The sequence below is a fragment of the Enterobacter sp. MGH 24 genome, assembly GCF_000493015.1.
In the GTDB taxonomy this organism is placed as follows: Bacteria; Pseudomonadota; Gammaproteobacteria; order Enterobacterales; family Enterobacteriaceae; genus Enterobacter.
Genome location: NZ_KI535657.1, coordinates 2,005,341 through 2,019,810, shown reverse-complemented (window position 1 = coordinate 2,019,810; position 14,470 = coordinate 2,005,341). Strand labels below are relative to the sequence as shown.

The window sequence follows — 14,470 nt, the reverse complement described above, 5'->3', positions numbered from 1 at the left end:
GGATACTTATTTCACCGCCTCCGGCAGCGTCACAACCCACAGCTCGCTGTCCGACTCCGGCTTCTTCAGCGGCTTCACGCTGAGGGTGGTTTCAACCGGCTTATCATCCAGCGTCAGCTTGCCTTCTGCGTTCACCCGGTAATCCTTGAGCTTTTTGCCCTCGACCGGGTTTTGCAGCGCCACCTTCACGCCAAAGTCGTTATCGTTCGCCACCGCAAGCGTTTTGCTGTCGATCAGCGCCAGCCCTTCGGCCTTTTCCTGCTGCCAGCCCAGCGCGCGCAGATCGACGACCTGCGTTTTTGCAGCAAGGGTAATGCCGCGCTGCGCCAGGGTTTTCTCATCATCAAACTCCGGGTATTCCCCCGGCTTGTCGAAGGCGCTCAGGTCACTCGCCTTGCTGAGATCCACCTTGTAAATCAGGTTACGCATGCCGTCGTTTTTATCGCTTCCCTGCTCAATCAGCAGGATGTGCTGGTCATCTAGCGCCACGATGTCGCCGATTTTGGCGTCGCTGTTTTTACCGTAGGCCGCGCTGTCGATGGGGTAGCCGTACATCGCGGTTTTCCCGGTCGCCGGATCGAAGCTCACCAGACGCGTAAACAGCGCCTGCTTTTTGCTCTTACCGTCGATATCCAGCGTACTTTGCACGGCGGCGATAATCCGCCCGTCCGGCATGCGGGTCAGGCCTTCAAAGCCACGGTTTGCCTGACGCCATTTGATAATGTTTGGCAGACCGCCCGCGATGGATTTCTCCCCTTCCGCCGCCTGCGGCCCGTGGATCGCCAGGATCTTGCCTTTGCTGTCGACGTTAATCAGGAACGGGCCATACTCGTCGCACAGCCAGTAGCCGCCTTTGCCGTCCGGCGTGATGCCTTCGGTGTCCAGCCCGCGGTTGTCGCCCTTCAGAATGTTTAGCGTGTCGCTGAATGCCACTTCATTGGTGGAGCCAATCACGCCGCTTTGCAGCGGCAGACCGTTAATCGCGCCTTTATCATCATGCAGCGGGCGGGCATCGACAGCCTCCGCTTTGCCGTTCTCAACGCGGATGGTCATTAGCAGCGGCGCGAAATCTGGCGTGACAAATATTTTGGCCTCGTTTTTACCCATTTTTGGCGCATCGGCGTTTGGACCGCGATCGGTCACGGTCGCAAAGGTCAGGGCGTCGCCCTGTTTGCCCGTAAACAGCAGGCCGGAACCGATACCCACGGGCAGTCCATTCGGAAACGCACTGGCAAACGCGCCGCTGTAGCTCACGTGGGAGCCTTCAGGGAAGCTGACGACATAGCGCTCAGCAGTAGGCTGCGCCGCCAGGCCAGAGAAAGAGAGCGCACAACCGATTAGCACAGGAATAATTTTTCTTTTCATATTGTTAGCATCCAGTTAGTGAAGCCAACAACGTAATGAAGAATCGTGTCAGAAAAATGACACAGGCGGGACGCTGACCCACGCAGCGGCACGTATATCCCTCTTCAGAAATGTAAACTTACGTCTTTATCTATGACAACTGAAACACTTCTGGAAATTATTAGAAATTCAATTAATTCATCTCAAAGGGCTTTTTTCTCCTCGTTCAAACGTCGTTTAGCAAACTCTTTAAACTTTTCCTAAACGCGAATTTAATTGCCATTGACGGCTCGCCAAACAAACAATTCAGCAACAGATAAAAACTAAATAACTAACAAAATCAGCATAAAACCACGACATGCATCACATTTGCAGTCATAAACATCACTTGTTAAGGTGCCCTCAGATTAATTTAATGACGAGGAAAAACTCATGAAAAAGCTTAACGTTCTCATCCTTTCCGCTCTGACCGCTGTCTCTGGCTCCGCACTGGCGATGGGTGGCAGCATTGAGCAGGGTAAAAACTTTACCAACCTGAATGTGGAAATGGGTAAATCGACCTCCGGTCTGTACACCGAAGGCAGCTGGCTGAAAAATACCGATGACGGCACCACAACCGGTGGCGTAGGTGCTGGATACAACTTCGAAGTCGGTCCGGTGATGTTGAACGCAGGCGCTAAGGCCCTCTACGTTGGCCCGAAAAAAGGCGATAACGGCGTAGCGTTCCCAATCGGCGGCGGCGTGAAGGTTGCCCTGACCGACAGCATCAACGTCTTCGGTGAAGGCTATGTGGCGCCAGACGGGCTGAACAACAGCGTCAAAAACTACGTTGAAGCGAACGGCGGCGTAAGCTGGACCCCAATCAAACCGGTTACGCTGAAAGTGGGTTACCGCCACGTGAGCGTTGACGGCAAAGACGGCCGTCCTAACCACACGCTGATCGACGGCGCATACGTGGGCGGCGGCGTGAGCTTCTAAGCCAACGAACAAACAAAAAAACCTGCCATGCGGCAGGTTTTTTTTGTCTCGGGTATTACTTGTGTACCACCACCAGCTTCTGGTTCACAAACTCTTTGATCCCCAGATCCGACAGCTCACGACCGTAGCCGGAGCGCTTCACGCCGCCGAACGGCAGCTCTGGCGCGGTATCGGTGAGCCAGTTGATATACACCATCCCGGTCTCAATGCGCGACGCCATTTTCTTCGCGCGCTCGATATCCTGGCTGAATACCGCCCCGCCAAGGCCGTAGTGGGAGTCGTTCGCCAGCGCGACCGCTTCGTCGTCGTTTTTCACCACATACACCTGCGCCACCGGGCCGAAGAACTCCTCGAAGTACGCCGGGTTGTCGCGGGAGATATTCGTCAGGATGGTCGGTTCGAAGAAACTCCCGTCGCGCTGAACGGGCTTGCCGCCATAGTGCAGCGTCGCACCGTTTTTCACCGCCTCGTTAACCTGTTTGGTCAGCGTTTCCAGAGCATCTTTAGACGACAGCGGCCCCAGCGTGGTGCTTTCGTCCAGCGGGTCGCCAATCTTCACCTGCTTAAACGCCTCGGTGAATTTGCTCAGGAAGGCATCGGCGATCTTTTCATGCAGGATAAAGCGCTTCGCCGCGGTGCAGACCTGTCCGGCATTGTTAAGCCGCGCATTCACGCCAATCTTCACGGCTTTGTCCAGATCCGCATCATCCAGCACCACGAATACGTCGTTACCGCCCAGCTCCAGCGTGGATTTCTTGATGTGCTTCGCCGCCTGCGCGGCCACCACGCTGCCCGCCTTTTCGGAGCCGGTTAATGCGGCACCCTGCACGCGGTCGTCGGCGATGATGTTCGCCACCTGCTCGGAGGAGATAAACAGGTTGGTCCACGCCCCTTCCGGCGCACCCGCCTCGCGCACCAGGTGGGCAAAGGTCTCGGCGCAGTGCGGCACGATGCTGGCATGCTTGGCGATTACCGGGTTCCCCGCCGCCAGGTTCGGGGCCAGAACGCGCATCAGCTGGTAATAGGGGAAGTTCCACGGCTCAACGGCCATCAGCACGCCGATGGGGTGATGCTCCACCCACGCTTCCCCAAGTTCAGATGGGTACTTCACCGGGGCCAGGAACTGCTTCGCGTTATCCGCATAGTAGCGGGCGATCTGCGCGCACAGCTTCACCTCGCCGCGGCTCTGTTCGATGAGCTTACCCATCTCCTGGCTGGCGATTTTCGCCAGCTCCTCGGTGCGCTCGTCGATCAGGTCGGCAAGCTTATGCAGCACCGGCAGGCGCTGGCTGATGTCGCCTTTCGCCCAGTCTGAATGATAAAGCGCATCGGCCGCCTTCAGCGCCGCTTCGATATCCGCGTCGGTATGTGAGGGGTATTCTTTGATGAGCTGGTTAGTGGCAGGATTTACTGTCTGATAAGCCATGTCGAATCTCCTTGTTTTACCGCTTAGGGTATTAAGGGTAGTCAACATGACTGGCTCTGGACGTAAAGTTGGGTATATCCGGAAGGTTCTTAATGAAGCACTGCCCGACGGTTCGCGGCCGTGGTATAAAAAAAGCGCCAGAAGGAGCGCCTATGACCGATACCCGACATGTCCGCCAGACTTTTCACCGCGCCTCAGGCCTTGAGCTGCGCAGCACGTGGCAGAGCACCCAGGCGTACAAACGCCATAGTCACCCTCAGCTCTCCATCGGCGCGATTGTGGAGGGCCAGACCTGCTGCGTGTGTCATGACAGAGAGTACATCCTTAACCCCGGGGACCTCATCGTGATCCCGGCCTGTGCGCCGCACAGCTGCAACCCCGTCGCCGGGCAACCGCGCAGCTACCATATGCTCTACATCGATACCGATCTTCCGCTGGCGCTACAGGTGATTCGTAGCCCAATCCTGTTTGCCCATTACCTGGACGTTGTCGAGACACTGTCTCCAGCGTCCCTGGACACGCTGCTTTCTGCCCTTCCCTACTGTGCGGATAACGCTGACGCGCTTCGCTCAACCAGCCAGCAGGTTCAGGAGGCATTTCTTGCCGATCTCGCCAGCCCGCCTTCTCTCGACGAGCTTGCTCAACGCTTCTCGCTGCGCAAGGAGACGCTGATTCGCACCTTCAAACAGGACACCGGCCTGACGCCTGGCAGCTTCCTTAACATCTCCCGCGTGGAGTACGCCAAGACGCGGCTGCGTGCCGGGGATGATATTGCCGACGTCGGCTACCAGAGCGGGTTTGCCGACCAGAGCCATTTTCATAAGACCTTCGTCAGCTATACCGCCGCCACGCCGCGCCAGTACGCCACGGGCCGATCAATATCAGACAATAAATAGGTTCTGCAGCGCAGTACTCTGACCTCGGATTGTTAACCGAGGTCGCTATGGAACTGTTCTTCCCTTCCGCTTTTCTCGCCCTGGCGCTGGCGCACTTTGTTGCCCTGCTAAGCCCGGGCCCGGATTTCTTCCTGCTGGTGGGCTACGCCGCGCGCTATCGGCTACGCGGCAGCGCAGGACTGTGCTTCGGCATCGCCGCGGGTAACGCACTCTATATTGTTCTGGTCATTATCGGCTGGAGCGCGCTGCGCCAGTTTACGTGGCTGTTTACGCTTATCGAGCTTTGCGGGGCGCTGTACCTGCTGTGGATCGGCTCGCATCTGGTGCGCAGCCGGCCTCAGGCGCTGGCACTGAATGAAACCCACCAGCGCTTTCCCTCGCTTCGCAAGCAGATCCTGCTGGGGCTCGGTTCGGCGCTGCTAAACCCGAAGAACGCGCTGTTCTATCTGGCGCTGATGACGGCGCTGCTGGGGCCGGACGTGACGCTGCTTCAGCAGGCGACCTGCGGCGTCTGGATGGTGATGGTGGTGCTGACGTGGGATCTGGCGCTGGTGTCGCTGATGGGGCTGCGAGCGGTGCAACAGAAGATCAGCCGTTCGCTGTGGTGGATTGAGCGCACGGCAGGGGTGGTGCTGATGGGATTTGGGGGATGGGTGCTGTGGCGGTTGATATGAAAGAATTTACAGGGCTGCTTTCAAGCCCCTAACCGATAATCCCAGTCATCCGAATGAATCACGTTACCGTCACGGTAATGCCAGGCAATCTTTTCATAACGAAGCAGAACAAGCTCAAGATGCCCCTGTTTTTCATGATAAGTCTCTTTCACGTCATGCATGAATGAAAACAGCGTGACGACTTTTACCGATTCCAGCGTTATTGTGAAATAGATTTCCTCCTGACCGGCATCATTGATTCTGTAAAGGTCGATAGTTGCTTTTCTGAGCGTGCCCCCCGTGCTCAGCGCTTTATAGAGAAAAACGCTGGAGGCATCAATTTCCTTCTCAATAAGAAAGGGGCGATGCTGGCGTTTGCTCAGCGCTCTGCCATTGTGCAGGTCTGAGTTATAACTCACATTATGATAGAGTCCCAAAACCTCAATCTGGTTTTCACGATCTTTGATTGTCACGCTGCCTTTTATAATATTACCTGCATCGTCAGTTAATGACATATATCCCGGAATGGCCATTTAAATATCCTTATCGAATGGAACAGAGTGTTCAACGGTGGCGATCATAACAGCGAGGCATCTTTTACCCTTCGGGCTGTTAACTTTAAACATCTCCCTGATGGAATCGACATAAAGCTTATTACTTTCTGCTTCCGTCTCAGGGAAATTGGTAAAAGCGCAGACTTGTTCAATAGTGAGCAACGGTTTATCGTCTTTTAAGATTGCTAAGACACCTTCAGGGTTATGCGGGATGGCTTCAGAAAGTGCCGCCTTTAAATCTTCAGCCGTACTGGCGTCCACTCCGGGTTCAAGGGCACTCGCTACGGCTAACCATGCTTGTGTGCCGCTCCTAATTTTCGGGATGATATGATTCCACCACTCCGACTCACCGTTATCATTTGAATCCAGTTCACTTACAACGGTTCTGGCACCTTTGTCATTTATCATTTGCAATATCTGTTCAGGAGTGTGGTTTTTGGCAAATAAACCCACCGGCAAGCACAAAAAGAATAGCGCAATAATATACTTCATTATCGCACCACCAGTATTGTGTCACCTGAATCATAAATCATATGACGTTTGTCCTGGCCGTTCATAATGATGCAACCTGCTGATGCCGAACCTGGCGGTTGACCTTTTTTATCCCCATGAATCTGGAAATGATCTCGGCCAAAAGTATTAGTGCCAGCTATAGGTTCAAGAACAATGGCCTCTGCACTTTTGTGATTATTCCATCCGGCAATAAAATAAATACCTCTGGGAATCGGTCCTCTGTTTCGTTGACTTTCACACTCAGGCTTATCTTTCGATTCACCCGCACCGCTGTAGCAGTGAGCAACAAACTCGCCGTTATGGCTCAATACTCCTGTCGATACTTTATATTCCCATGTCATTAATACCGTCTCCTTGTGCGAATAGTCCTTTATCTTATGACTCACAAGAAAATCGAAATTACCGTGTCGGTCACAAAACCTTACTGTCGAGAATAAATAAGCACAAAAAATATAGAAAAATGAATAATAGATAACTTTGATATATATATTTTTAATATAATAGCCGTTTGTTTGCACAGAGGCTGCGTCTCCCTCCTCTTACACCAGCTTTGCACTTTTGGTGCACAACCCTCTATCCTTAACCCATGGAAAAACATACCGAACTCAAACGCGCCAAGCTTCTGGCGCTGTCGCTGCTGCTGGTTGCCGCCGCGGCGTTTATCACCACCCTGTTTCTGCCGCAGACCTTCTGGGTGCGCGGCGTAAAGGCCATTGCCGAGGCGGCGATGGTCGGTGCGCTGGCAGACTGGTTTGCCGTGGTTGCGCTGTTCCGCCGGGTTCCCATTCCGTTTATCTCGCGCCATACGGCGATTATCCCGCGCAATAAGGACCGGATCGGCGACAATCTCGGCCAGTTCGTGCAGGAGAAGTTTCTGGATACCCAGTCGCTGGTGGCACTAATCCGCCGCTATGAGCCCGCGCAGATGATCGGAACCTGGTTCAGCCAGCCCGACAATGCCCAGCGCGTCGGGCAGCATTTGATTCAGGTGATGAGCGGTTTTCTGGAACTCACGGACGACGGGCGCATTCAGCGATTGCTCAAACGGGCGGTACACAAGGCCATCGATAAGGTCGATCTCACCGAAACCAGCGCCGTGATGCTGGAGAGCATGACCAAAAACAACCGCCACCAGGTGCTGCTGGACGCCATCATCAACCGCCTGATTACCCTGATTCAGCGGGAAAGCACGCGGGAGTTTATCTCCGATCAGATTGTCCACTGGCTGAAGACCGAACATCCGCGCAAGGCGCTGGTGCTGCCCACCGAGTGGCTGGGCGATCAAAGCGCGGAGATGGTGTCGAACGCGGTGAACACGCTGCTGGACGATATCAGCCACGACCGCACACACCAGATCCGCCAGGCGTTCGACCGCGCCACGCTGAAGCTTATCGACAACCTGAAAAACGATCCGGAAATGGCGGCGAAAGCTGACAACATCAAGCACTACCTGAAAAACGATGAGGCGTTTAACCGCTATCTGGGCGAGATGTGGGCCGATCTGCGCCAGTGGCTGAAGGCGGATATGCAAAGCGAGGATTCGCGCGTGAAGCAGCGCATCGCCAACGCCGGGCTGTGGTTTGGCGAAACGCTAACAAACGACGCCAGCCTGCGGGCGTCGCTGAACGAGCATCTGGAGCAGGCCGCGCACCGCCTCGCGCCGGATTTCGCCGCGTTCCTGACCCGCCACATCAGCGACACGGTCAAAAGCTGGGACGCCAAAGACATGTCCCGCCAGATTGAGCTGAACATCGGTAAAGACCTGCAGTTCATCCGCGTCAACGGCACGCTGGTGGGCGGGACGATTGGCCTGATACTGTTTTTACTCTCGCAGCTGCCTGCCGTGCTGGGACATTAATCTACTTTGGGCGGCGCGATGACGTAGCGCGTCGCCTCAAAGCGGTTGAGGATCAGGTGCACCAGGAAGACCATCGTCAGCGTTGCGGCCAGCGAAAAGGTGACGGAGGTGATGCGATAGAGATCGCTGAACACCAGGTCAGTGTCCGGGTGCATGTTCTGCCCGAACATAATGCCGATGGTGGTGATGCTGGAGAACCCCACGCCCGCGCCCACCTTTTCCATCACGTGGAGTCGCGCGCCAAACGCCAGCCCGAGGCCAATCAGGGGCATCATCAACAGCATATGGCTGCTGTGATCGTAGAGGATCAGCTGCACCACCAGAATATAGAGGCAGCCCAGCACCACGCCGACCACGCGCCAGATAGAGCTCATCACCGAACCGCGGTAGTGCATCGGGAACAGGATCAAAATCCCCGCCATCAGCGCCGAAAGCGAATCGCTTAAGTCGCTAATCTGAAACACCACGAATATCAGCGTCGCGACGGTACCGGAGAGCAGCGACTCGTGGCGCACGCGCGCATCGTCTTTCTCAATCAGCGGCGGCGGCTTGCGGGGCTCCACGTCAGGCAGGAGATAATTCATCAGCGCGCTCAGGCACACCGCCATCACGCTCGCTTCGATGTTGGAAAACAGCAGCGTGTGCCAGCTGGTGGTGGGGTAGCTCATAAAGTTGAGCATCACGCTCTGGCATACCACGCCCATTGAGCCAAACAGGAACAGCGGCCCCTTGCTCATAAAGCGAAAGCGCATCACGTACAGGGCAAACACCACCAGCGTCATAATGACCGGCCATTGCGACAGATAGCCGATGATGAAGATCATTTCGACGCAGTTAAGTGCGGCGCTGAAGATAAACTGCTTCGCCACGTGGCGGTTAAAGACCGGCACCAGCGACAGCAGCATGATCGGGTAGACCACGAAAAACACGCCGTAGCTGGTGTTGTAGAAGCTGGAGATGCTCAGCGCAATCATCCCGGCAAAGACGATGCGCAGGGTCTGGCGAAAGTCGTTTGCCGTATAGACGATGTTGCCGTGCGGGGTAAACACCCGCGCCAGGGTGCTAATAGACATAATGCAGCAGGCTCACCAGGTGGATCTGCATCCCGGAGAAAAAGCGCGCAAACGGCCCCTCGCTGTTGTAGAGCTGCACGGTCGCGCGCGCGCCGGTCGGCAGATGCTTCGGCAGCGCCTCGTCCAGCGCGACGTGAATGCGCATGCGTTGGGCGTCACGCACCCAGCGGTTGGAGGTCTCCGGTTCGGACAGTTGACCGTTAACGGCCTCCTGACCCGCCAGTATCCCCGCGTCGCTGCTGGTCACGTGGGCGCGGAAAACGTGCCCCGGGAAGGCGTCGAACACCACGGCGGCGTCGGTGCCCTGATGGGTGTAACGCAGGCTCTTCTCGCGGAAATCGGCCACGATATCGGTCTGGTTGTTCACCAGCGCCAGCGCGGCGGAACCCGAGGAGGCGTAAAAGCCCGGGCTTAACTGCAGGTTACTGACCGTGCCGTCCGCCTGGGCGTAGACCTTCGTCCAGCCGAGGTTGAGTTCCGCGTCATCCAGCGCGTTGCGGTATTTTTGCAGCGTCACGTTGCGGTGCTCGTCCCGCTCGCCGCGCTGAATACGCAGGTTATGGATATTGGCCTGGATGGAGCTGACGGACTGCTCGCTGCTCTGCCAGGTGGTGCGGACCTTATCCAGATCCGCCTGCGAGACGTTCTGCAGGGTGCTCAGCTTCTGGTAGCGGTCGAAAGTCACTTTGTCGTTACGCGCGGTCAGCACGGCGGTTTTCAGGCTGGCCTGCGCGGCGGCGATCTGCGCGTCCAGCTGTTCGTTGGACAGGCGGGCCTGCTCAAGCGCGATTTGCGCCGCTTCCACTTTATTGCGAAACGGCGTGTCGTCGAGCTCAAACAGCAGATCGCCTTTCTTCACCTGGCTGTTGTTGTGGACGTGTACCGCCGCCACATAGCCGGAGACGCGCGGAGAAACCGGCGTCACCACTCGCATCACGGTGGAGTCCGGCGTCAGCGGGATCCAGATATCCGCGACGATAAAGTAGACAAACATCAGCAGGAAAGAGGCAATACTTACCCTTACCCAGCGGGCAAACTTTTGTTCAGGAGTCATTATTTTTCGGTCTTGTTATCTTCTTCGCGGATTGTCCGCAAATTGCAGGCGATTTGATTCAACGTGGCGCTGAAAATCTCGATATGTTCCGGCGCGATGTTTTGCGATACGCGCGCCTGATAGGTCTCAATCACCTGAGTGAGCCGTTTTAATATGGCTTTTCCCTCAGGCGTCAGCGTCAGAAGCCGGATGCGCTTGTCATAAGGCGATACGGCGCGCAGCAGGTAACCCTGCTTTTCCAGCTGTGTCAGGGTGCGCATCAGCGGCGGCAGTTCAATACCCTGCACCTCCGCCAGCTCACTCATGGAGACGTTATCCCCGAGCTGATGCAGCTGCATCATCACCGTCCAGCTCGACTGGGTTAACCCGGTATCGAGAATGGCATCGTCAATGACGGCACGCCACTGGCGCACGATCATCGCCATCCGCATACCCATCGGCCTGCGGCAGAACAGTTCTTCTTCACTCATGGGGGAACCTCTCATCACACGCGGTCAAGATAATAGTTATCAGGGTAAGTATCAAGAAACGAGAGGTAAAAGCGCAGGAATTGCGAAAGGCGTTATGGGAGGCGATTTACACGTAGGCCCGGTAAGCGCAGCACCACCGGGCTTTTTTTAGCTGCTAAAAAGTCTCTGAACGGCACTTTTCCCCGAAGCCGTCATCACCACCTCCCTGTAGCCCGCCACGCGCTGGATCCAGCCTTTGCTTTCCAGATAAATCAACAGCGCCGCGCCCGCCTCACCGCCAAGATGAAACCGCCGCTCGCTCCAGTCCAGGCAGGCGCAGCAGGCCTTGCGACGGGGGTGAGGCGTTAGCGGAATACCGAGCTTCAGGAACTGCTCCCGGCCATACGGCGTGAGCGCTGAACCGTCCGCTTCCAACCAGCCTTCCGCCTGCATAAAATCATAGATTTGGACCGCAACCGTTCCGGCAAGATGGTCGTAGCAGGTTCGCGCTTCGCGCATGGCTTTCGGCGCGGTGGTTTCCGGCGGGGTGATGCGGCTCCAGGAGAGCCCCATCATCTGCTCGACCAGCGCCGCCACGTCGTGCCCCGCCAGGCGATAGTAGCGATGCCGTCCCTGAGACAGGCAGGTGATCAGCTTTCCCTCCACCAGCCGGACGAGATGCCCGCTGGCGGTCGACGGCGCAACGTCTGCCGCCGCGCTCAGCTCTGTAGCCGTCCACGCCCGCCCGTCCATCATGGCACAGAGCATCTTCACGCGCGACGGATCGGCCATCGCCGCCGCTACCGCCGCAACGGCCTGTTCCAGCGCCGCGCTGTTATCAGGGGGTAAGCTCGTTTTTAACATGTGTCGCCCAGGGTTCGGTGATCTCTGCAGCCAGCTTATCATCATCCGTCAGCAGAATTAGGTGATTCGCGTGGTCGCTGTACTGGGTAAGGATAGACACGCCGCGTGCCGCCAGCGCCGCCGCGATTTCACCCAGCTCGCCGGGGCGCTCCTGCCTGAGTTTCCGGATCACCGGCTTACGCAACGCCTGCACGGTAAACCCGGCCTCCATCAGCACGCGCCGCGCTTTTTCCCCGTCTTCCACCAGAAAATGGGCATCGGTACCAAATACGCCGCCGCCCTCCAGCCCCACGCCGTTGCGCCCCAGCAGCTGTCCAAAGCGCGCCAGCTCGCCGGGCCTGTCGTTGAAAATCACATGAACGTCATACATGTGCGTGTCCTCCGGTTTCGGAACTGTATTCCCGCACCAGCTGCGCCACCCGAATGCGGTAGTACGCGAAAATCGACTCTCGCCCTTCGGCCTGCGCGGCCTGATGGAAGACGTTCTGCTTCCAGCGGCGGACGGCCTCTTCATCCCGCCACCAGGAAAGCGACAGGATTTTGCCGTCGGTTGTCAGGCTCTGGAACCGTTCGATATCAATAAAGCCGTCGACGTCGGACAGCAAAGGCTTAAGCTCTGCGGCAAGCTGAAGATAGCGCGCCTGATGAGCAGGCGCGGCCTTGGCTTCGAAAATGACTGCAATCATGATGGTCTCTCCGTGGTGATGTTGGGGAGAGAATGCAGGATAGAAAAGCACAATGCTTCGGCAAGGAGCGAAGTGTTGCGCCGGATGGCGTAGGCCCGGTAAGCGCAGCGCCACCGGGCAGGCGAGCGCAGAATTATTCCAGGTTAGCCTTATTCAGCCCATAAGCCGCGTCAAGCGAGCCGGGTTCCATGCGGGAGGTGATCCCCAGACGGTTCCAGGCGTTGATCGCCACGATGGCGAAGTTCAGCTCTGAAATCTCCACGTCCGAGAAGTGCTCCGCCACGCTGCGGTACAGCGCGTCGCTCACGCCGTGAACGCCAATCTGGGTCAGCGCTTCGGTGAAGGCCAGCGCGGCTTTCTCGCGGGCGCTGAACAGCGGTGACTCGCGCCAGGCCGCCAGATGATACAGGCGCAGCTCGCGCTCGCCGGCGATTTTGGCCTCTTTCGAGTGCATATCCAGACAGAAAGTACAGCCGTTCAGCTGCGACACGCGAATGTCGATCAGGTGCTTCAGCGCCGGGTCGATGGAGGTTTTTGCCACTTCCATGCTCAGGGCGGACAGGGCGTTGGCGAGGGCAGGTGTAACTTTATGGTGGTTGACGCGAGTGCTCATGGTCTTTCCTCTTTTTGTGCGGCATATGTCATGCGATGAGGCAAATCTACGCCGTTCATGACATAGTAAAAAGATACAAAAAGCGTGAAACGAGGTAGGACATGAAGCCGGGCTATCACGAGATTTATTCCCGCTATCGCGACAACATCACGCGCGGCGTGCTGAAGCCGGGCGATAAGGTTCCCGCCATCCGCGTGCTGGCGGAAGAGCTGAAGGTGGCGCGTAAAACCGTCGAAACGGCGTATGCCATTCTGACGGGTGAAGGGTATCTGGTGAGCCAGGGCGCGCGCGGCACGCGGGTGAACCCGGATTTACTGTTGCCGGATAAGACTGCCCCTGCGGAACAGCCCACCGGCACGCTTCCGGCATCGCTCATCAGCCAGCGCGAGCGGGCGGGGTTTCTGCGCCCCGGCATCCCGGCCCTCGACAGCTTTCCGTATAAAAAATGGCTGCTGCTGGCGGGCCAGGCGACGCGCGCCATGCGTCAGGAGGAGATGCTCAACCCGCCCGTCCTGGGCTGGTATCCGCTGCGCCAGGCCATCGCCAGCTATCTGAACATCTCGCGCGGGCTCTCCTGCACCGCCGAGCAGGTGCTGATCACCAGCGGCTACAGCGGCAGCCTGCGGCTGATCCTCGACACCCTCGCCAGCCGCAGCGACAAGGTGGTGTTTGAGGATCCGGGCTATTTTATGGGCCAGCAGCTGCTCAAGCGGATCGTGCCGCGCCTGCACACGGTGCCGGTCGACCGCTGCGGTATCGACACGGACTACCTGCTCCGTCACCATCGCGACGCCCGTTTCGCCATCGTGACCCCGTCGCACCAGAGCCCGCTGGCGGTCACGCTCTCCCTGCCGCGCAAGCAGCAGCTGCTCGACTGGGCCAGCCAGAACGCGGCGTGGATTATTGAAGACGATTACGACGGCGAGTTTCACTACACCCGCAAGGTGCTGCCGTCGCTGAAAAGCCTCGACCAGCACGACCGGGTGATTTTTATGGGGACCTTCAGTAAAACCATCATGCCGTCGCTGCGCATGGGCTACGTGGTGATGCCCGCCAGCACCGTCGGGGCCTTTACCGACTGCGCGGACATTACCACCAGCGGCCAGCCGGTGCTGACGCAAAAGATCCTCACCGCGTTTCTCAACGAAGGGCATTTTTTCCGGCACCTGAAAAAGATGCGCGCGCTGTATCAGACCCGCCGCGACTGGATGATTGCCGCCCTGCGCGAGGTGTATGGCGATCTGTTTTTCACCGAGCAAAATGACGGCGGGATGCATATCGTGGCGTTTCTGACCAGAGGAAGCGGTGACCGGGAAGTGGCGCGCTGCTGGCAGGAACAGCAGCTGCAGGTGAATGCGCTTTCAGAGTGGTATCGCGGGTCGGGCAAACGCTACGGGCTGGTGATGGGCTATAACAACGTGCGGTCGTATGAAGAGGCGGTTGAGCTGCTGGAAAGGCCGAAATGGCAGACGTTTGAAATATTACTCTGAAATCAGATATCTGCCCCAT

At 57.2% G+C, this 14,470-nt stretch carries 17 protein-coding genes; 5 read left to right on the top strand and 12 right to left on the bottom strand.

From position 1 onward, the window contains the following. Positions 1–6: 6 nt before the first annotated feature. Positions 7–1,365 carry an esterase-like activity of phytase family protein gene (locus L370_RS12280; protein WP_023334382.1) on the bottom strand — a complete coding sequence of 453 codons (1,359 nt, stop codon included), beginning with the start codon at positions 1,363–1,365 and terminating at the stop codon, positions 7–9. Positions 1,366–1,776: 411 nt separating this feature from the next. On the opposite strand from L370_RS12280, the gene L370_RS12285 reads away from it, so the two are divergent. Then, positions 1,777–2,322 carry a YfaZ family outer membrane protein gene (locus L370_RS12285; RefSeq protein ID WP_023334381.1) on the top strand — a complete coding sequence of 182 codons (546 nt, stop codon included), beginning with the start codon at positions 1,777–1,779 and terminating at the stop codon, positions 2,320–2,322. Between the two features lie 55 nt (positions 2,323–2,377). Here the strand turns inward: L370_RS12285 and L370_RS12290 are convergent, their stop codons facing one another. Next, the gene (locus L370_RS12290; RefSeq protein ID WP_023334380.1) at positions 2,378–3,748 is read right to left on the bottom strand and encodes an NAD-dependent succinate-semialdehyde dehydrogenase; all 1,371 of its coding nucleotides are present in this window, start codon (positions 3,746–3,748) and stop codon (positions 2,378–2,380) included. Between the two features lie 152 nt (positions 3,749–3,900). Here L370_RS12290 and L370_RS12295 point away from each other — a divergent pair, with 152 nt between their 5' ends. Further along, positions 3,901–4,644 carry an AraC family transcriptional regulator gene (locus L370_RS12295; protein ID WP_023334379.1) on the top strand — a complete coding sequence of 248 codons (744 nt, stop codon included), beginning with the start codon at positions 3,901–3,903 and terminating at the stop codon, positions 4,642–4,644. Between the two features lie 47 nt (positions 4,645–4,691). After that, positions 4,692–5,318, top strand: coding sequence for a LysE family translocator (locus L370_RS12300; protein ID WP_023334378.1), 627 nt, complete (start codon positions 4,692–4,694; stop codon positions 5,316–5,318). Positions 5,319–5,338: 20 nt separating this feature from the next. Here L370_RS12300 and tssD read toward each other — a convergent pair whose 3' ends face one another. From tssD to L370_RS22695, 3 genes are read right to left on the bottom strand one after another with little or no spacing between them, the layout of a single operon-like run. Continuing rightward, positions 5,339–5,830: a type VI secretion system tube protein TssD gene (gene tssD, locus L370_RS12305; protein WP_023334377.1), complete on the bottom strand. Its 492-nt coding sequence runs from the start codon at positions 5,828–5,830 to the stop codon at positions 5,339–5,341. Next, positions 5,831–6,343: a hypothetical protein gene (locus tag L370_RS12310; RefSeq protein ID WP_023334376.1), complete on the bottom strand. Its 513-nt coding sequence runs from the start codon at positions 6,341–6,343 to the stop codon at positions 5,831–5,833. Beyond that, complete coding sequence (locus L370_RS22695) at positions 6,343–6,705, bottom strand: tlde1 domain-containing protein (RefSeq protein ID WP_023334375.1); 363 nt, start codon at positions 6,703–6,705, stop codon at positions 6,343–6,345. Before L370_RS22695 ends, L370_RS12310 begins: the two co-directional genes overlap by 1 nt. 245 nt (positions 6,706–6,950) lie before the next feature. Here L370_RS22695 and L370_RS12315 point away from each other — a divergent pair, with 245 nt between their 5' ends. Next, entirely contained in the window at positions 6,951–8,222 is a 1,272-nt protein-coding gene (locus L370_RS12315) for a DUF445 domain-containing protein (protein ID WP_023334374.1), read from the top strand. Here the strand turns inward: L370_RS12315 and L370_RS12320 are convergent. The 7 genes from L370_RS12320 to L370_RS12350 form a co-directional block, all read right to left on the bottom strand. After that, positions 8,219–9,295: a DUF2955 domain-containing protein gene (locus L370_RS12320; RefSeq protein ID WP_023334373.1), complete on the bottom strand. Its 1,077-nt coding sequence runs from the start codon at positions 9,293–9,295 to the stop codon at positions 8,219–8,221. The two genes, L370_RS12315 and L370_RS12320, sit on opposite strands and share 4 nt — an antisense overlap. After that, positions 9,285–10,352 (bottom strand): HlyD family secretion protein, encoded by a 1,068-nt coding sequence (locus L370_RS12325; RefSeq protein WP_155858032.1) that lies wholly within the window; start codon positions 10,350–10,352, stop codon positions 9,285–9,287. Before L370_RS12325 ends, L370_RS12320 begins: the two co-directional genes overlap by 11 nt. Next, positions 10,349–10,819, bottom strand: coding sequence for a MarR family winged helix-turn-helix transcriptional regulator (locus tag L370_RS12330; protein WP_023334371.1), 471 nt, complete (start codon positions 10,817–10,819; stop codon positions 10,349–10,351). The genes L370_RS12325 and L370_RS12330 overlap by 4 nt, the downstream gene beginning before the upstream one ends. Before the next feature lie 147 nt (positions 10,820–10,966). Continuing rightward, entirely contained in the window at positions 10,967–11,662 is a 696-nt protein-coding gene (locus tag L370_RS12335; protein WP_023334370.1) for an ArsR/SmtB family transcription factor, read from the bottom strand. After that, positions 11,637–12,032 carry an amino acid-binding ACT protein gene (locus tag L370_RS12340; protein WP_023334369.1) on the bottom strand — a complete coding sequence of 132 codons (396 nt, stop codon included), beginning with the start codon at positions 12,030–12,032 and terminating at the stop codon, positions 11,637–11,639. Before L370_RS12340 ends, L370_RS12335 begins: the two co-directional genes overlap by 26 nt. Beyond that, positions 12,025–12,348, bottom strand: a complete 324-nt coding sequence (locus L370_RS12345) for an antibiotic biosynthesis monooxygenase family protein (RefSeq protein ID WP_023334368.1) — start codon at positions 12,346–12,348, stop codon at positions 12,025–12,027. The genes L370_RS12340 and L370_RS12345 overlap by 8 nt, the downstream gene beginning before the upstream one ends. Positions 12,349–12,481: 133 nt before the next feature. Continuing rightward, on the bottom strand, positions 12,482–12,961 hold the full coding sequence (locus L370_RS12350; RefSeq protein WP_023334367.1) for a carboxymuconolactone decarboxylase family protein: 480 nt from the start codon (positions 12,959–12,961) through the stop codon (positions 12,482–12,484). A gap of 101 nt (positions 12,962–13,062) precedes the next feature. Between L370_RS12350 and L370_RS12355 the strand changes: the two genes are divergently transcribed. Continuing rightward, a complete protein-coding gene (locus tag L370_RS12355) occupies positions 13,063–14,451 on the top strand; it encodes a MocR-like pyridoxine biosynthesis transcription factor PdxR (protein WP_023334366.1) in 1,389 nt (462 codons plus the stop codon). Positions 14,452–14,470 lie beyond the last annotated feature (19 nt).